Annotated in this window: 19 protein-coding genes and 1 riboswitch; of the genes, 7 read left to right on the top strand and 12 right to left on the bottom strand. The window is 66.1% G+C overall.

The annotated features are described in order from the left end of the window. From LCF60_RS14325 to thiM, 11 genes are all read right to left on the bottom strand, one after another. The coding region (locus LCF60_RS14325; protein ID WP_292292672.1) for a molybdopterin cofactor-binding domain-containing protein at positions 1-1,244 on the bottom strand (1,244 nt) is incomplete at its 3' end. Positions 1,245-1,246: 2 nt separating this feature from the next. Next, positions 1,247-1,705 (bottom strand): (2Fe-2S)-binding protein, encoded by a 459-nt coding sequence (locus LCF60_RS14320; protein WP_292292671.1) that lies wholly within the window; start codon positions 1,703-1,705, stop codon positions 1,247-1,249. Between the two features lie 156 nt (positions 1,706-1,861). Continuing rightward, positions 1,862-3,136 (bottom strand): DEAD/DEAH box helicase, encoded by a 1,275-nt coding sequence (locus LCF60_RS14315; RefSeq protein ID WP_292292670.1) that lies wholly within the window; start codon positions 3,134-3,136, stop codon positions 1,862-1,864. A 248-nt stretch (positions 3,137-3,384) separates the two neighbouring features. Further along, on the bottom strand, positions 3,385-3,780 hold the full coding sequence (locus LCF60_RS14310; protein ID WP_292292669.1) for a DUF4149 domain-containing protein: 396 nt from the start codon (positions 3,778-3,780) through the stop codon (positions 3,385-3,387). Next, positions 3,777-4,490, bottom strand: a complete 714-nt coding sequence (gene ubiG / locus LCF60_RS14305; protein ID WP_292292668.1) for a bifunctional 2-polyprenyl-6-hydroxyphenol methylase/3-demethylubiquinol 3-O-methyltransferase UbiG — start codon at positions 4,488-4,490, stop codon at positions 3,777-3,779. Before ubiG ends, LCF60_RS14310 begins: the two co-directional genes overlap by 4 nt. Then, on the bottom strand, positions 4,462-5,301 hold the full coding sequence (locus LCF60_RS14300; protein WP_292292667.1) for an isoprenylcysteine carboxylmethyltransferase family protein: 840 nt from the start codon (positions 5,299-5,301) through the stop codon (positions 4,462-4,464). Before LCF60_RS14300 ends, ubiG begins: the two co-directional genes overlap by 29 nt. After that, positions 5,298-6,221 carry an FAD-dependent oxidoreductase gene (locus tag LCF60_RS14295; protein WP_292292666.1) on the bottom strand — a complete coding sequence of 308 codons (924 nt, stop codon included), beginning with the start codon at positions 6,219-6,221 and terminating at the stop codon, positions 5,298-5,300. Before LCF60_RS14295 ends, LCF60_RS14300 begins: the two co-directional genes overlap by 4 nt. Before the next feature lie 145 nt (positions 6,222-6,366). Then, the gene (locus LCF60_RS14290; RefSeq protein ID WP_292292665.1) at positions 6,367-7,131 is read right to left on the bottom strand and encodes a 3-oxoacyl-ACP reductase; all 765 of its coding nucleotides are present in this window, start codon (positions 7,129-7,131) and stop codon (positions 6,367-6,369) included. Continuing rightward, positions 7,121-7,933 (bottom strand): bifunctional hydroxymethylpyrimidine kinase/phosphomethylpyrimidine kinase, encoded by an 813-nt coding sequence (gene thiD / locus LCF60_RS14285; RefSeq protein WP_292292663.1) that lies wholly within the window; start codon positions 7,931-7,933, stop codon positions 7,121-7,123. The genes LCF60_RS14290 and thiD overlap by 11 nt, the downstream gene beginning before the upstream one ends. Then, on the bottom strand, positions 7,930-8,541 hold the full coding sequence (gene thiE / locus LCF60_RS14280; RefSeq protein WP_292292661.1) for a thiamine phosphate synthase: 612 nt from the start codon (positions 8,539-8,541) through the stop codon (positions 7,930-7,932). The genes thiD and thiE overlap by 4 nt, the downstream gene beginning before the upstream one ends. Further along, complete coding sequence (gene thiM, locus LCF60_RS14275; RefSeq protein ID WP_292292660.1) at positions 8,538-9,326, bottom strand: hydroxyethylthiazole kinase; 789 nt, start codon at positions 9,324-9,326, stop codon at positions 8,538-8,540. Before thiM ends, thiE begins: the two co-directional genes overlap by 4 nt. Positions 9,327-9,391: 65 nt before the next feature. After that, positions 9,392-9,487, bottom strand: a riboswitch (TPP riboswitch). Between the two features lie 174 nt (positions 9,488-9,661). Between thiM and LCF60_RS14270 the strand changes: the two genes are divergently transcribed. After that, the gene (locus LCF60_RS14270) at positions 9,662-10,840 is read left to right on the top strand and encodes a cation:proton antiporter (RefSeq protein ID WP_292292659.1); all 1,179 of its coding nucleotides are present in this window, start codon (positions 9,662-9,664) and stop codon (positions 10,838-10,840) included. 32 nt (positions 10,841-10,872) lie between these two features. Here LCF60_RS14270 and LCF60_RS14265 read toward each other — a convergent pair whose 3' ends face one another. Further along, positions 10,873-12,051 carry a cytochrome c3 family protein gene (locus LCF60_RS14265; protein ID WP_292292658.1) on the bottom strand — a complete coding sequence of 393 codons (1,179 nt, stop codon included), beginning with the start codon at positions 12,049-12,051 and terminating at the stop codon, positions 10,873-10,875. Between the two features lie 199 nt (positions 12,052-12,250). On the opposite strand from LCF60_RS14265, the gene LCF60_RS14260 reads away from it, so the two are divergent. The 6 genes from LCF60_RS14260 to nqrF are packed head-to-tail and all read left to right on the top strand — an operon-like array spanning position 12,251 to position 17,498. Beyond that, a complete protein-coding gene (locus tag LCF60_RS14260; RefSeq protein ID WP_292292657.1) occupies positions 12,251-13,438 on the top strand; it encodes a Na(+)-translocating NADH-quinone reductase subunit A in 1,188 nt (395 codons plus the stop codon). Beyond that, the gene (locus LCF60_RS14255) at positions 13,435-14,217 is read left to right on the top strand and encodes an RnfABCDGE type electron transport complex subunit D (RefSeq protein WP_292292656.1); all 783 of its coding nucleotides are present in this window, start codon (positions 13,435-13,437) and stop codon (positions 14,215-14,217) included. The genes LCF60_RS14260 and LCF60_RS14255 overlap by 4 nt, the downstream gene beginning before the upstream one ends. Beyond that, positions 14,204-14,998, top strand: a complete 795-nt coding sequence (locus LCF60_RS14250) for an FMN-binding protein (RefSeq protein WP_292292655.1) — start codon at positions 14,204-14,206, stop codon at positions 14,996-14,998. The genes LCF60_RS14255 and LCF60_RS14250 overlap by 14 nt, the downstream gene beginning before the upstream one ends. 3 nt (positions 14,999-15,001) lie before the next feature. Beyond that, on the top strand, positions 15,002-15,667 hold the full coding sequence (locus LCF60_RS14245; RefSeq protein ID WP_292292654.1) for an NADH:ubiquinone reductase (Na(+)-transporting) subunit D: 666 nt from the start codon (positions 15,002-15,004) through the stop codon (positions 15,665-15,667). Next, on the top strand, positions 15,664-16,278 hold the full coding sequence (gene nqrE, locus LCF60_RS14240) for an NADH:ubiquinone reductase (Na(+)-transporting) subunit E (protein WP_292292652.1): 615 nt from the start codon (positions 15,664-15,666) through the stop codon (positions 16,276-16,278). The genes LCF60_RS14245 and nqrE overlap by 4 nt, the downstream gene beginning before the upstream one ends. Beyond that, a complete protein-coding gene (nqrF, locus tag LCF60_RS14235; protein ID WP_292292651.1) occupies positions 16,275-17,498 on the top strand; it encodes an NADH:ubiquinone reductase (Na(+)-transporting) subunit F in 1,224 nt (407 codons plus the stop codon). The genes nqrE and nqrF overlap by 4 nt, the downstream gene beginning before the upstream one ends.

The following is a 17,498-nucleotide window of genomic DNA, read 5'->3' as shown; positions in this document are numbered from 1 at the left end:
TGTACGGTGACGTTGTCCGCAGGAATGCCGGTGATGCGGCTGACATTGGCCTGAATGAAGCGCGGGATCTGCGTGCCGGTCCAGACCTCGGCACGGTTGTCGTCGACGCGCACGATGGCGTTGATCGGCTCCAGCGGCGCATGGGCCAGATAAGGCGCGCGGTACCCGGCGGTGAGGATATCGCCCTCGCCCAGTGCGGTTTCCACATCGCCATCATCGCGTTTCCGGCTGTCCATCGCGTCGGGGGTGAAGGCGGCTTCGAGCGCGGCCCAATGGTCGGTTTGTTCGAGAGGGTATGCGGGGTCTTCCCACGTCACCTGCACAGCTTCTGCCGCGCGGAAGGCGCGCCACGTATTGTCGGCGACGATGCCCAAGCCCCCGGTAATCGGAACAACCGCCTGCACTCCGCGCATGGCGAGCGCTTCGGACGCATCATAGTCTGCCATCCCGCCGCCCTGTGCCGGGTTCATCAGGACGGTGGCGTGCACCATGCCCCCGACCGCTGCGTCGATGCCATAATCCTGCGTGCCGGTGCTTTTCGCCAGCATGTCGATCCGCTGCATCGGCTTGCCGATATAGCGCCATTGCGACGGATCGCGGAGGGGGACGTCCTGCACCACCTCAGCCTCTGCCAAATTGGTGGCGAGACTGGTGTAGGGGATTTTTTGACCATCCGGTAAAATCACGCGACCCGCGCGGGTGGTCAGGTCGGACACCGCCACGCCTTCGCGCTCGGCCACCAAAGCCTTGATCGTCTCGCGGGCAGATGCCCCCGCCAGACGCAGCTTGTCGAACTGATCCGGAACGGTGGTCGATCCGCCGGTGATCTGAAGGCCCATGACCTTCATCACGCTGTTCACGGCACCTTCGGCGATGTTGTGCATCATACCTGCGGCGGGCACCATGAAATCGGCGGCCTCGGCGGCAAGCGCGGTGTTCCAATAGGCGGGGCTGGGCGGGCCGGGATCGGTCTTGATCTGGTCAAGGTCGACATCCAGTTCCTCGGCGATCAGGGCGGCTTGGACGTGATAGACGCCCTGCCCCGAATCTGCGCGCGGCGTGATCAGGGTGATGCCGTCCCCCGTGATCTTGACGTAAGGCGTCAGCACCGCCTCACCCGCTTCGGCGGTCAGCGGGTTCTCGTGCGGTTTGCGCACTGTGTAGACGCCAAAGGCAACGCCGCCGACAACAGCGGCCGAGCCGACAAGAAACGTGCGGCGGGCAATGGTCTTGAGGCGTCCCATGATCAGCCCTCCATCACGCGGGCGGCACGTTTCACGGCGGCACGGATGCGCGGATAGGTGCCGCAGCGGCAGAGATTGCCGGACATGGCGTCGTCGATTTCGGGGTCCGTGGGGTTTGGGTTTTCGGCCAGCAGCGAGGCGGCCTGCATGATTTGACCGGACTGGCAATAGCCGCATTGCGCGACCTGTTCTGTCAGCCATGCGGCCTGCACGGCGTTGAGCGCATCCGGCGTGCCCAGACCTTCGATGGTGGTGATCTCGGCGCCTTCCGCGTCGACCGCCCAAGTCTGGCAGGACCGTACTGCAACGCCATCCAGATGTACGGTACAGGCGCCACATTGCGCGATGCCGCAGCCATATTTGGTGCCGGTCAGGCCCAGCTCGTCGCGCAGGACCCAGAGCAGCGGCATGTCGTCTTCGACATCGACCTCGTGAACGGTTCCGTTGATCCTGAGTTGCATCCTGTCACGCTCCGCCTGTCAGCTTGTGAACAGGGTATCACATAGGTGCCCGGTTGCGCGATGGAGCATTGACCTTGGGTCATGCACAACGAGCCTGCAAAAATGCAAAACGGCCCGCCGATAGGGCAGGCCGTTTGCAAGATCATCGGACCGGGATCAGGCCGCTTTGCGCGACCGGCTGCGGCGGCGTTGGCCGCCGGGTTTGGCACCGGCATTGGCCTGACGTGGCTTGCCGCCTTGCCCCTGACCACCGCGACCGCGCCCGCGCGATTGCTGTGCTGGCCGGGCAACCGGATCCTTGGGAGCCGTGCCGCTGGCGACCGGCACTTCGATCTTCATCAGCTTTTCGATCTGGCGCAGCAGATCGGCCTCGTCGGGCGCGCAGAAGGCGATCGCCTCGCCTTCACGACCGGCACGTGCCGTCCGGCCGATGCGGTGGACATAGTTGTCGGGCACGTCTGGCAGATCGTAGTTGATCACGTAAGCCACGCCGGGAATGTCGATGCCGCGGGCGGCCACATCTGTGGCGACCAGCACCTTGATGTCACCGTCGCGGAACGCCTTGATGGCGCGGTCGCGCTGACCCTGGCTTTTGTTGCCGTGAATGGACGCGGCGTTGTAGCCATCAGCGACAAGGCCCTTCATCAGCTTTTCGGCACCATGCTTGGTGCGCGAGAAGACCAGCGTCAGCGCGTCCATGTCGCGCGACAGGATTTCGCGCAGCTTGCCGGGCTTTTCGCCCTTGCTGGCCAGGTGATGCACCGATTGCGTGACCTTGTCGGCGGCCTTGCCCGGAGGGGCGACCTGAACGCGCTGCGGGTTGGTGAGGTACGCCTTGCTCAGGTCTTCCATCTGTTTCGGCATGGTGGCCGAGAACAGCATGGTCTGGCGCGGCGTGCCGAGTTTCGGCGCGATGCGGCGCAGGGCGTGGATGAAGCCCATGTCGAGCATCTGGTCGGCCTCGTCCAGCACAAGATGCTTGACGGTGCGCAGATCAACCGCCTTGCGGTCCATCAGGTCGATCAGGCGTCCGGGTGTCGCGACAAGGATGTCGGTGCCCTTGAGCAGGTGGTGGATCTGCTTGTTGATGGACTGGCCACCAACGACGACATTGACCTTGAGATGAGTTTTCTTGGTCAGGGTGCGCAGCGCCTCGGCGATCTGGTTGACCAGTTCGCGGGTCGGCGCGAGGATCAGCGATTTCGCGGTCTTCGCGGCGGGGCGGTCAGGGCTGTCCATCAGGTGGCTGACCAGCGGGATGCCGAAGGCCATCGTCTTGCCGGTGCCGGTCTGGGCGAGACCCAGAACGTCGTTGCCCGCCATCGCCAGCGGAATCGCCTTGTCCTGGATCGGGGTCGGGGTGGTGAGGCCGGCGTCTTTGAGAGCGGCGAGGAGAACGGGCTTGAGGCCCAGGGTGTCAAAATCAGACAAAAGCTATCCTTTGCGTCCACAGGCATCATGCCAATGGATGAGGTTCTGCCGCATCATCGCGGCAAACGAGGGTGTCGCAGGACCTTAAGACATCACGAGAGCGCCTCGCACCGTCTGGTACTGCGTCAGGGACCCTGCGTGATGGGGAACTGAATTCATGTATCGCCGGTGCGCCCAAGATGACGGGCGCGGCAAGCTCACGCGGCTGCGCGGCGATAGGGAGCACATGGGGCCTTAAGCCCGGCAAGTCAACCGATAAAGCGGTGCAGCACGGTCGCGGCGGCGACAATGTGGATCAAAGTGATCACAACCGACAGAGCGTGCAGCATGCCGAAGCGGCGCTTGTCGCCGGAGTCGGTGGCGGCGTTGATCGCGGGCATCAGGATTTGCCGGGTCGGGATCGTGGTCAGGGCAATGGCCACCATGATCGCGGCGCTGGTCGGGTCGGTGGGGGCGAGGAAGACCGCCGACAGCCCTGCCCCGGCGATGACGAAGAGGTAGAAATGCGGGAAGGCACGGCGGATCGTGGGGCCTGCGGTCTCGGCGGGAAGGGCCGTGAACAGGAACGCCGCGAAGCCGAAGGAATAGAGCACCATGCCGCCGAAGAGCAGCGCGGTTGTCAGCAAGGCCAGTGTCGTCATCATGCCTCCGGTTTCCGGGCGGTGCCCATGTAGATGATCATCGTGCCCGGCACGCGGCCAAAGGTGAAATCGCCACGCCCGTTGATGCCGCGCGGGCCGAGGCCGACCATCTTGCCCACGGCGAACCCGGCGTCTTGCAATTCGGTGCGCAGCTCGGCGGGCTTGATGAACAATGCCGGATCATGGGTGCCCCCGGGCAGCAGTTTCAGCACATCTTCCGCCATCGTGATCGTGACCAGACGCGCAATCGGGTTGCGGTTGATCGTGTCGAACAGGAACAGCCCGCCGGGGCGCAGGACGCGAGAGACCTCGGAGATGACGGTGGGCAGGCTTTGGACATGCTCCAGCACATCGACGCAGACCACCGCGTCGAAGCTGGCATCGGAATAGGGCAGCGCCTCGCCCACGCCCACGTCATAGCGGATCGACCGTCCTGCGGCGTCGGCATGGGCGGTTGCGGCCGCGATGGCGTCTTTCGCGGGGTCGATGCCGGTGACATGCGCGCCGCGGTCATCCAGAGCCTCGGCCATGAAACCCCCGGCGCTGCCCAGATCGAGCACGTTCTTGCCCTGCCAGTCGATATGCCTGTCGAACCAGCCCAGCCGCCCCGGCACCATGTTCTTGAGCGTGCGGACCCAGCGGATGTCGTCGGACCACCATTGCGCCGCAACGTGGTCGTAAATCTCAAGGTTGTTCCGCAGGGTCTGCGCCATTCTTGCGCTCCTTCGTGGTGAGTTTCGGCAGGACATAGGGCACCGTTTCGCGATAGCGATCAAACGCGGCACCGTAGCGCTGTTGAAAGCGCTTCTCTTTCAGTCGCGGGGCCAGCAGGCAATAGGCGGTGTAGCTGATCGCCAGCGCCAGTTGATCCGGCGTCCAGACCGGCACCGCCCAGAGCGTGAGCGCGAAGGCCACGTAGATCGGCTGGCGGATATGGCGGAAGAGGCCCCGCGTGGGCATGTCCGGGAAGACGGGCCTGATCCTGCCCAGAAGCGACATCCAGCCCAGCGCGCCCGATTGCACCTCGGCGCCGGCGTCAAAGCTGGCCTTGATGAGCAAGAGCCATGTGGCGGCGTAGAGCGTGCACAATGCGGCGAACGCGCCGCCTTCGGCGCGGTACCAGACGATCCCGCTTGGCGTCCAGAGCAGGAACAGCGCCGCCAGTTGGACCGAGGCGATGATGGCGTAGGTGGTCGTTGCCAGCGTGCCGCCATGTGGTCCGGGGATCAGGCGGGCGACGAGGCGTGTGCCGCGTTTCGTCAGCAGGAAGGAGTGCAGCAGCGGAAATTGCAGGATTAGCGCGGCGTTGGCAAGCGCCGCCCAAGGCCACGGGACGGACCCGAAGCTTTCGCTCAGGCCGAAGAACATCGCGACCATCATCGACAGCACCGCTATGGCAAAGATCAGGTGGCAGAGCGCGCCCATGACCAGCGCCAGCGCGATGCGCCCCTTGCCGGGTGGCGGGGTCGCTGCGGCGCGCATCAGCATGATCAGCCGTGCAATGCGGGAATCGTCCAGCGTCATGCGGTCCGGAGGATGTCGTCGGCGATGGCGGTGCCGCTTTGCCAGGCGTGTTCGATCCGGGGGCCAAGGCACCAGTCGCCGCCTGCATGAAGCGTCTTGTCCCGTGACGTGACAAAGGGTTGGCCCAGCGACGTGTCCACCAGCGCATAACGCCAGCGATGGGCGGTCGCATACGCGACATCGGTTGGATCGAGGCCGTGAAGGCCCAGAAACAGGTCGAGCATCAAGGTCGCGATCTCGTCCCTGGACAATTCCAGATGCGCGATGCTCCAGTCGGCGCTGGCCTGTGCCACCCAGCAATTCTGCGTCGGGCGACCGGGTTTGACGCTGTCATGGGCGATCCAGGCGAGCGCATCCGTCGGGTTGGAGCGTGTCGCGGGCGCCTCGAGGTCCCGGTGCAGGGCAACCATCAGCGTGAGGCTCGGCTCGTAGGTCACCGCGTCCAGTGGCCGGGTCAGCGCAGGACCGGCCAGCCGGGTCGTCTGGGGCGCCGGGGCGGTACAGACCACGTGGTCGAATGTGCCAAGCGGTTCGCCTGCCTTGAGATCCCAGCCATCGGCGGTTCGGGTCAGCGCGGTGATTTCCGTACCCTGGTGCAGGTCGAGGCCGTGGCCAAGGTACTTGGCAAGGCCGGTCATGCCCGGAGTGCCGACATGGGTGGTGCTTGCCGTGCCCGGTTCCCATGCCGCGACATGACCCGCCGCCTCTGCCTGATCCAGAACCGTGCGAAACCCATCGCTCTCGCAAGAGATCCCCTGCGCGCCATGATCGAACTGCACTCCGCCTGCGGCCAGGCGGGTGGCGACCCGACCGCCGATCCCGCGTCCCTTGTCGAACACCCTTGGAGCCAGGCCGGCCTGGGCCAGCCGCCGCGCACAGGCCAGCCCCGTGATCCCCGAGCCGATAATCGCAATGTCCATGTGGCCCTGCCCATTCCTTGTTTCCTCTTCGCGGTGGAGAGGTAGCTAAGACAAACAGCCCGCCCGTCGAGGGGCGCGCTGTCGCAGCGTCGGCAATGGTGGTGGCATCAGGCGCCGAAGGCACAGATGCGCGGACCGTCCGGTGTCAGCCGAAGACGAGGCCACCATCGACGATCAGGTTCTGTCCGGTCACGGCCCGCGCCCAGGGCGAGGCGAAGAACAGCACCGCATCGGCGAGGTCTTCGGGCGTGGTGACGCGGCCAAGCGGCGTCTGGCCCGCAATCAGGTCGAACACCATCTCGGGGGTGGCCCGGCTGGCATCGGTGGTGCGCAACAGCCCGCCCGAGACCATGTTGACGGTCACCCCCGATGGTCCAAGCTCCTTGGCGGCGGTGCGGGTCAGCGCCAGCAGCGCGCCCTTGGCAGCGGTATAGTCGTGATAGGGCACCACCGGGTTCTGCACCAGATTGGTGCCGATCGTGATGATCCGCCCGAAGCCGTGCGCTTCGAAGCCGGGCCGCAGCGCCTGCATGCAGGTCAGCGCGCCGCCGACCGCCGTTTCGGTCTGGCGCGCGATCTCGTCCCAGCTCAACCTGTCGAGCGTTGCGCGGGCATCGCCGTTGAAGCTGAAATCGGCCAAAGCGTTGTGGACCAGCACATTCGGCGCGGAAAGGCGGGTCGAAATGCGGTCGACCATGGCGGCGACCTGTGCCGGGTCGGTCACATCCGCCCGGAAGGCGGCGGTGCGGGGTCCAAGCTCGGCCGCCAGCGCCTCGGCATTGTCACGGCTGTTCCGGTAGTTGATGGCGACCTGCGCGCCCTCGCGGGCAAAGGCCCGCGCGATCGCGGCGCCAAGGCCACGGCCTGCGCCGGTCACCAGCACGGTCAGGTCGGAGATGTTACGTGTCATGGGTCTGGTCCCTTGTGAATGTGTGGAAATGATGGGTCGGGCCGTGGCCCTGCCCGACCGACAGCGCGTCGGCATTGGCGATGGCCCCGGCGACATAGGCCTTTGCCCGTGTCGCCGCGTCCCCGAGGCTCAGCCCACGTCCCAGTTGCGTTGCCAGCGCCGAGGACAGGGTGCAGCCCGTGCCATGCGTCTTGCGCGTCGGATGACGTCGGCCCGGCAGCCAGATCAGCCCTTCATCGGACGCCAGCAGATCGGGGCAGTCGCCACCGGACAGATGACCGCCCTTGAGCAACACCGCGCCGGGTTTAAGGTCGAGCAGCGCACGCGCCTGCGCCTCCATCTCGTCGGAATTGCGGGCTTCGGGTTGGTTCAGCAGATCCGCCGCTTCCGGCAGGTTTGGCGTGATGACACAGGCAGACCCGAAATGGTCCCGAAGCGCGGCCACCGCATCGGCATGCAGCAGGCGGTCACCACTCTTGGCGACCATGACCGGGTCCAGAACGATCGGCGCATTCAGGCCGTGGAGCGCCGTGAAGACCGCAGTCACGACCTCGGCGCTGCCCAGCATGCCGATCTTGACGGCGTCGATCCGGATGTCTTCCCGGATTGCCGCGATCTGCGATGCGATGAAATCGGCGTCGACCATCCGGACCCCGCGCACGCCCTGGGTGTTCTGCGCCGTCAGGGCGGTGATGGCCGCCATGGCATAGCCGCCATTCGCCGAGATTGCCTTGATGTCGGCCTGTATTCCGGCCCCGCCAGACGGGTCGGAGCCTGCGATCGACAGGATATTGGGGATCATGCCGCTCTCCATTCATCGAAAAGCGCCCGGGTCGCGGCCTGCGGATCAGCGGCACGGGTCACCGCGGTGACCACCGCCATGCCGATGGCGCCCGTGGCCCTGACCGCTGCCGCATCGCCCGGCTTGAGGCCGCCGATGGCATAGGCCGGCACAGCCGACGCCTCGACGATCCGGGCCAGACCTTCGAAGCCGATGGGGGCTGCGTGATCGGGTTTGGTGGGGGTCGCCCGCACAGGGCCCGCGCCGATGTAATCGACGCCCGCCGGGACGTGGCGCGCATGCTCCACCGTCTCGACGGACAGGCCAAGGATCATGTCGGGGGGCAGACGCCGCCGAATGTCGGCCGGATCGCCATCGCCCTGACCGATATGCAACCCGTGCGGGCGCGTCGCGTGCGCCACCTCCACGCGGTCGTTGACGATCAACCGCGCGCCCAGCACCTCGATCCGTGGCAGAAGCTCGGCCACCAGCGCGGCAAACGCGGCATCGGAAATGGTCTTGTCGCGCAATTGCACGAACGCAGCCCCGCCCCGCGCCGCCGCAAGCGCCTGTTCAACCACCCCGAGCGGCGCGTCGGGATCGGTCACGACATAGACCGGCCCCATCATGCCGCCTCCACGCGTGCCCCAGCCGTCACCTCTTCGGGTGTCAGCGCGTGCAGCGCATCGAGAAATCCCACCTGAAAGCTGCCCGGCCCTTGCGCGGCCTGCGCGGCGCGTTCGCCCGCGACCCCGTAATAGGCCAATGCCGCCACGGTCGCGGGCAGCGCGGGCTGACCCACAAGGAATGCGGCGATCACCCCGTTTAGCGAACAGCCCAGCGCCGTGATACGCGGCATCAGAGCGTGTCCGTTGCGGACCCGGTACGCCACCGCGCCGTCGGTGATGTAATCCACCGGCCCAGACACCGCGACCACAGCGCCGGTCTGGTGCGACAGCTCGCGCGCCGCCGCCTCCGCGGCTTCGACGGGATCGGCGGCATCGGCTCCGCGCCCGGTCGATGCGACTCCGGCGAGCGCGAGGATTTCCGAGGCATTTCCGCGGATCACGTCTGGCCGCAGGTCAAGCAAGCGGGCGCAGACATCCTGCCGGAACGACGTCGCTCCGACGCCGACCGGATCAAGCACCCACGGCCTGCCCTGCCCCGACATGACCCGCGCCGCGGTTTCCATCGCGTCGGCCCAATCGCTGTCGAGCGTGCCGATATTCACGGTCAGCGCCTGCGCCAGCCCGGCGAATTCGCCGACCTCTTCGCGCGCATGCACCATCGCCGGAGAGGCCCCTGCCGCCAACACGACATTCGCCATGATGTTCATCGCCACGTAATTGGTGATGTTGTGGACAAGAGGCGCCGTCTCGCGCATGTGCCGCAGATAAAGTCCGGTGTCTTCCATCATATCCTCCGGCTGGCACAGGAGGCTTCGGAGGACGCCCGGTTGCCGCGTGCAGGGGGCCGGGAAAGATGTCCACCGCAGACTCCCTCCGCCAGCATGATCTGGTTCAGGTTCAAAGGGTGCTTCTCAGCCCGGTTGCCCGGACGCCCCTGTCGCGCCGACACGTGTCGCCATCCCGGACCGGGAAGTCAAGACCACACCTGGGTGATCTTGGGATGGTGTCCCCATCACCACCGATATCGCCCAAGCCGAAATTGCCCTGCACATTATCTGGTTTTCGGAAGCCGTTTCAGTAGAGTACCTGCGAGCACGGCGTTCATCAGGGGAATGACAGCGTGGACGATGGCCTTGTGATCACTGCGCTGGGGGCCCTGTTTCTGGCAGGATTGGCGGCCGACCAGTTCGGTCGCGCGACACGCCTGCCGCGGGTGACGGTGCTTTTGCTCCTGGGTCTGCTGTTCGGGCAATCCGGTTTCGGCATTCTGCCTGAAGCCTCGGCGGACTGGTTTGCGCCGCTGTCCTACATTGCGCTCACGATGGTCGCCTTTCTGCTGGGCGGGGAGTTGACCCGGGAGAACCTGGCACGTCATGGACGGGCGATCTTTTCGATTTCCCTTTGTGTCGTTGCCGGGACCACGGTTGTCGTCTGGGCGGGCCTGGCGCTGTTGGGCGTCGACCCGGGACTTGCCCTTTTGCTGGGGGCAATCGCGACAGCGACGGCACCGGCGGCGATCTCGGACGTCATCCATCAATCCGGCATCCGGAACGGATTTTCGGAAACCCTGAGCGGCATCGTGGCGATCGACGATGTCTGGGGCCTGATCATGTTCAGCCTTTGTCTGGCCCTGGTGCACCCGTTCAACGGCTGGACCGAGCCCTTGCTGGCGGTCGGCTTCGATATCGGGGGCGCCGTTCTTCTTGGCCTCGCCATAGGCATGCCCGCGGCGTATCTCACCGGGCGGCTCAAGCCGGGCGAGCCGTTGCAGACCGAAGCCATCGGCGTGGTCTTCATCACTGCGGGGGTGTCGCTCTGGATGGAAATGTCATTCCTGGTGGCCGGCATGACCGCCGGCGCCGTCATCGCCAATTTCGCGCAGCATCACGAGCGCGCCTTCAATGAAATCGAGCATATCGAATGGCCGTTCATGCTCCTTTTTTTCCTGCTCGCCGGGGCGTCGCTTGAACTGGATGCCCTGTGGTCCCTTGGGTGGCTCACAGCGGCCTATGTGGCGCTGCGCATCATGTCGCGGTTGCTGGCGGGCGAGATCGGCGCGCGGCTGGGGCATGTGCCTGTCAGAGAGCGCCACGCCTACGGACCTGCGCTTCTTCCCCAAGCGGGGGTCGCAGTCGGCATGGCGCTGGTCGCGGCGGAAGCGATCCCGCAATGGGACGCGACAATCATGACGCTGACTGTCGCGGCCACCGTGGTTTTCGAGATCATCGGCCCACCGGTCACCCTGATGGCTCTGCGTTACGTCGATGCCGAGGCAACTTCGGCGGACCGAGCCGACTGAAGCCGGCGTGGCACCCCCCCGAGGCGTCCGGTTTACCGCAGCAGGTTCAAAGCCTCCATATCGGTCCCCAGCGGGCCGCCCAGATCCTCGATTGAGTCGTAGAGAAGTTCGAGCATGTAAGGCGGGTTGTGGACGTAGTTGCCGGGATCGGCGGTGACCAGTTTCCAGTTATAGGCGGCACGCAGGCTGCGCGGCGTCCACGACGTGTAGGCGACGGCTTTTCCATCGCTTTGGTCGACCGCCCCGTCGCCATTCGAATCGGCGAAGAAGTAGGGATAGCGCGTTCCGTCATAGAGGATCGGCGCGTCCGCGACCTCGGCGGCGTAGGCCTTGATCATGTCCAGAAGCGTTGCGGCATTCGCCTCGAGGTCGGACTTGATCCCTTTCGATGTATTGCCGCTGCCGTCATAGCTTTGCCGGGCGATGCGGATGCCTTCGGTGGAATCTGCCTGGTGGCAGGTGAGACACGGCTCGAACGCGACCTCGAGCGTGTGAGGTTCGTGGCAGGACACGCAACTCGACACCGGCCGGGCATGGAAGAACCGACCGGAATAGTCCTTGCCGTCGTAATGATATCCCGACCCGCCATAGCCGCCGAGCCATGTCGCGGCGGCGGTGGCATAATGCGGGTTGATGAAGCGCAGGTCGGCGTTGGGTTCATCAAGATCCAGATCGCCCATCGCCTTGACGACGTTGCTGCCCGCGGTCCGGCCCTGGTGGCAGGTCATGCAGGACGCCTCGACCCCCTGAACCGGATGCATGAGGCCGCTGGGGAAGGCGATCTCTTCGATATCCGCAAGCCCCGCATTGTGGCAGGTGCCGCAATCGACCACGCCACCGGTGTTGATCGGGCCGTCGACCTTGCCTGCCGTTGTGCCATCAAGCCCGTGGTAGTCGCGAAAGCCCTCGCCGGAATGGCAGGTGGCGCAGACGGCGGTGATTTCCTCTTCCTCGTCCCAGTGGCGGAACGCTTCGGCCGCCGCGTCGGCATGGGCCGAGCGAAACCAGTCGGTGATGGATTGGTCGTTCTTGATCTCGATATCGGCCGGATTGAAGGGACCGGATTTGGGCAGTGCAAAGGGCACGATTGTCTCGGCCTCTTCGGACCCGGCCTGGTCGTTCTGGCCCGGCACGGACGGGGCGCCGATCAGCAGGATTGCACAAGATGCGGCGGCGAGAACGAGCCAGGTGGCTTTGGGCGTGTGGGACATCGCGTCTACTCCGGTGTGTATGCCAGCGGGAAACTCGTTCGAAGATTACCACGACTTACCCGGCGGCGGATTGCGGCAGATCAAACGACGTGCCGCGGTTCCGTGGTACCGATGCCGCATGTTCCAGGCTATGTCCCGCTCGGGTCTCACAATTCCTTTCCCCTCGCCGCCACGCACTGCGCATGGCATCGAGGAGGTCATGACGGAGGAGGCAGGCCTTCGCCCGCCGCGTGGCACCGCGCCGCGTGTGTCGATCGAAGCGAAGGATGACGCGGTTGTGGCGGCGGGCGCGCCACTGGCCCGGTTGCGCGACGCGCCAAATGTCTGTTTCGTGGCGCCGATGGCGGCCCGCGTCGCACGGGTCTCGCTGTTGCAGGGGCACCGGCTGTCCGAAATCGTGGTTTTCCGGGAAACCGGCGGCGATGCCATCGTTCATGACACGTCAGGGGCCGACACCGAAGCGGGCTTGCGACGTCTGATGCAGCGGGCCGGATTCTGGCCGTGGCTCCGGCGGCGGCCGTTCGGAGGGATGCCCGATGCCAAGGAGCGCCCGGCCGCCATCGTGGTCATGGCGGCAGACACCCGCCCTTTCGCGCCCGATCCGCGCCTTGCCCTCGATGGGCTGGAAGAGGCGTTCGGCCGTGGACTTCGCGCCTTGGCGTTGCTGACGGACGAAGCTCCGTTTCTGTGTCAACAGCCGGGCCCCGCCTTGATCGACAGCGCCGACGGGCAGAAGGCACATGTCGTATCAATCGGGGCACGTCATCCGCAGGGTGCCGCGGGATTGCGCATTCACGCGCTTTGTCCCGCCGGGCTCGACACGCCTGTCTGGGATATCCATGCCGAGGATGTGGCGGCACTTGGCACCCTGCTGGAGACCGGGCAACTGCCGCTGACCCGGCTGGTCAGCATCGCCGGATCGGCCTTGCGGGAAAGCCGTCTGGTGCGAACGCAAGCCGGTGCCGATCTGCGGGGCCTGACCTATCGCAGCGTTCTGCCCGGAGCGCACAGGCTCCTGTCCGGATCGCCCCTGGACGGCCACGCCGAGCATTGGCTGCTCCCGCGCGACAGGCAGGTCACCGCTTTGCCACGCGACCCGTCGCGCCCCACGCGACATTGGCTGACCGCCGCGCTCACCCGCTCGGCCAGCGCCAGGCCGGTGATCCCTAGTGCGGCACTTGACCAGGCCTTTGGCGGTGCCTTGCCCGCGGCCGCATTCACCCGCGTGCTCAGTGCGGGCGACGATGAAACGGCGATGAAGATGGGGGTCCTGTCGCTGCTGGAAGAGGATTGCGCGCTGGCCGACTACGTCCTGGGGGACGACGGCCATCTGCGGCAGCTTCTGCGCGGCATGCTGGAGCGGATCCGGACGGAGTTCGCTGCATGAACAGGGGAATCTGGACCCGCGAGACAGTGGTGGTCCTGCTGTTGCTGGCCTATCTGCCGCTCGCCCTTTTCTGGCTGTGGTTCGGCAACATTCAGGACATGCACCGCCTGGCGCTGGCGCTGCTGGTCCTGGCGATCTGGCAGCTTGTCTTTCTGCTGGCCCGAGCGCAGCCGGTCTCGCTCTCGGCGGGGATCACGGCTTTGGCAATCGCGATGCTGGCGCCCGAAGGCCTTGGGGGGGTCCGGCTCATCCTCGGCATCAGCTTTGGCGCGGTGATGGGAGAGCTGGTCTTCGGCGGCTGGGGGCGCAACGTGGTCAACCCGGCGACGGTGGCGCTTTCCTTCCTCGGATTCGGTTTCCCCGGCTTCGCCTGGCCCGAGATCCTGTTGCCGGTCGCATGGGCCGCGATCCCGGCGGCAGCGATCGGCCTGATGACCGGGGTGATGCCTGCCGGTGTTCTGCTCAGCGCGGCGCTGGGTGCGACGGGTGCGGTGGCGATCGGCGTGCTGCCGGGTTTCGCCCTGCCCGCGGCGGGTGTCGTGCTGGTCTTGCTGGTGGCCGATCCTGTCACCAGCGCGACGACACGGTTGGGCCGCTGGCTCAATGGGCTGCTCTTTCTCGCGCTGGTGATCCTTTTTGCAAATGCATGGCACGGGGCGGCGCCGGTACAGTTCGCGGTGGCCGCAGCGCTGCTCACATCGCTCGCCGCGCCGGTCCTCGACGAGGTGGCGCTGGCGCTCTGGTATGCCCGAAGACGGAGGCGACATGGCCGACACTGAGCGCAATCCCTGGCGACGATTCCTTGCGCTGCCGAACGAAAGCCGGACCAAGACGCTTGTCATGGCATTCGTCGTGGCGGCGGTCTGCGCCCTGCTGGTCAGCGGCGCGACCGTGTTGCTGCGCCCGATCCAGACCGCCAACCGCGCCGCCGAGGAACAGGCCCGGATCGAGGCGCTGGTGCGCGGCATTCCCGGCATGGGCGATCTTCTGGAGCAATCGGGCGGCACCTTGTCGACGGTGGTGATCGACCTTGACGAGGGGCGCGCCGCGCAGGACGTGACCACCGACACGCTTGACGCCGCCTTGGCCGACACCGTGAACTGGACCGCGCTGGAGGCCGGGGCCGACATCGCCGGTCTGGGCCAGCGACCGGATTACGCCCAGATCTTCCTGCTGCGCCGGAACGATTCGATTTCCCTGGTGCTGCTGCCGATGACCGGACAGGGCTATGGCGGGCGGATCGACGCGATCCTGGCCGTCGAGGGCGACATGAACACCATCGCCGGGATCGCCATCACCAGCCATTCCGAAACCCCCGGCCTGGGCGGACGGATCGAGGATCCCTCGTGGCAATCCAGCTTCCCGGGCACCGAATTGCACGACGATACCGGCGATCTGCGCTTCAACGTGGCGCGGGGCGACGCATCGACCGCCTACCAGGTCGACGGCATCACCGGGGCCACGCGCACCACGCGGGGCATCTCGAACATGGTGCGCTTCTGGCTTGGCCCCGACGGCTACGGCCCGCTGATCCGCGCCATTCAGAGAGGGGAGTTCTGATCCATGGCCGCGCGTTTCGACCTCTGGACCACCCTGACCGAACCGCTGATCCGGCAGAACCCGGTGACGTTGCAGATCCTCGGGATCTGTTCGGCGCTGGCGGTGACCACTTCGCTCGCAACGGCGCTGACCATGTCGGTGTCGCTGACCGTCGTGCTGACCCTGTCGGCGGGGATCATCAGCCTGATCCGCCGCCACATTCCCGATACCATCCGCCTGATCGTGCAGATCGTCATCGTCGCCTCGCTGGTGATCGTGATCGACCAGGTGCTGCAAGCCTTCTTCGCCGATATCAGCCGCGCGCTGTCGATCTATGTCAGCCTGATCACCACCAACTGTCTCGTGCTGGGCCGCACCGAAGCCTATGCGCGTCACCATGCGCCGGTCCCGGCGGCGGTCGACGCGTTCGGCAACGGGCTGGGGTATTCGCTGATCCTGCTGATCATCGGCGGCCTGCGTGAACTTTTTGGCCGAGGGCAGCTTTTCGGCTGGCAGGCGCTGCCTCTGGCGGATGCGGGCGGCTGGTTCACACCGCTGAGCCTGATGCTGCTGGCCCCATCGGCCTTTTTCCTGCTGGGCGGCCTTGTCTGGGCGATCCGGGCCCTTCTGCCGGAACAGGCCGAAGCCCCCGAGCATGAGCCCCCCGCAGACGTGAGGCCCGCCGAATGACGGGTCTCTGGGCGCTTTTCCTGTCTGCCGCATTTGTGGACAACATGCCGCTGACGCTGTTCCTCGGGCTGTGCACCTTCCTTGCGCTCTCCAAACGCCCCGAAAGCGCCATCGGCCTTGGCATCGCAATGACCGGCGTCCTGGGCGTGACGGTGCCGCTCAACTGGCTGATCTATCAGGGCGTGCTGGCCCCCGGCGCGTGGACCTGGGCCGGGATGCCCGATCTTGACCTGTCCTACCTCTCGCTCATCGCCTTTATTGGCGTGATCGCAGCGACGGTGCAGGTGCTCGAAATGCTGCTGGACCGCTTCTTTCCCGCAGTCCATGCCGCCTTCGGGGTCTTTCTGCCACTTCTGACGGTGCAATGCGCGATCCTCGCGGGGAGCCTTTTCATGGTGGACAGGGCGTATACGCTGGCGGAATCGGCGGTGTTCGGGCTTGGCAGCGGGCTGGGCTTTGCCGTCGCGGTCGTGATGCTTGGCGCATTGCGCACCCGGCTGGCCTATGCGGACCTGCCCGCGGGACTTCGCGGGCTGGGCATCGCCTTTGTCATGACCGGGCTGATGTCGCTGGGATTTGCGTCCTTTGCCCAGATGGCGGTGTCGCAATGACGGAGATCGCGGTCGGTTCCCTGGTGATCGTGACGCTGATGCTCGGGCTGGCGATCGGGCTGGTGGTGCTTCGGCAGCGTCTGATCCCGGCAGAGGCTCTCGACATTTCGCTGAACGGCGCGCGGCATATTCCGGCGCAACGTGGCGAGAAGCTGCTCGATGCGCTGCACAATGCGGCCATCCCGATCCCGGCGGCCTGCGGAGGCAAGGGAACCTGCGGGCTGTGCCGCGTCACCGTCACGGGCGACGGCGCGGGCACGGCGCAAGCGACCGAACGCGGGGTGCTGTCGCCGAAAGAGCGGCGCGACCATGTGCGACTTGCCTGCCAGACCAGCCTGCGCGGCGATTGCGCCGTCGAGGTGCCCGAAGGCATCCTCAGCGCGGGGGGCGGTTTTGCCTGCACGGTCCGTTCGACCCGGATGCTGGCGCCACTGATCCGCGAGATCGTGCTGGAGCTGCCCAGCGACCGTCCCACCGCCTTTCATGCCGGCGATTTCATGCAGATCACCGCGCCGCCCTACAGCCTTGACTTCTCAAAGCTCGACCTGCCGGAGGCTTTCCGCGATGCCTGGCAGATCGCCGGCTGGCGCAACATGCACGTCGCGTCCGACACAGAGGTGACGCGCGCCTATTCGCTGGCCAGCCGCCCCGAAGACGCAGGCACCGCCGTCTTCAACATCCGCCTCGCCGTGCCGCCCGCGGGGCGCGAGCGCGAAGTCCCGCCGGGCATCGTGTCGTCCTGGCTGTTCATGCTGGACCCCGGCGACACGGTCACGGCTTCGGGCCCGTTCGGCGAGTTCCACGTCCAGCCCACCGACCGCGAGATGGTTTATATCGGAGGCGGCGTCGGCATGGCCCCGCTGCGCGCGATGATCCACCAGGAACTGGGGCAGAACACCCCCCGGCGTATCCGGTATTTCTACGGCGCCCGCACCGCTGCCGACCTGTTCTATACCGAGGAATTCGAGGCACTTGCCCGTGACAACGCCAATTTCAGTTGGACACCTGCCCTGTCCGATCCCGCCCCCGGCGACCGCTGGACCGGGCCAACCGGCTTCATCCACGAGATCCTGCGCGCAGAGATGGCTGGTCATCCCGCACCCGAAGACTGCGAATACTACCTCTGCGGGCCGCCGGTGATGATTTCGGCGGTGCTGGCGACCTTGGAACGTTTGGGTGTGGAGCCCGACGCCATCTTCTACGACGATTTCGGAGCCTGA

It is taken from the genome of Marivita sp. (genome assembly GCF_020055635.1).
Taxonomy (GTDB): Bacteria; Pseudomonadota; Alphaproteobacteria; order Rhodobacterales; family Rhodobacteraceae; genus Marivita.
This window is presented reverse-complemented; position numbering and strand designations above follow the sequence as displayed.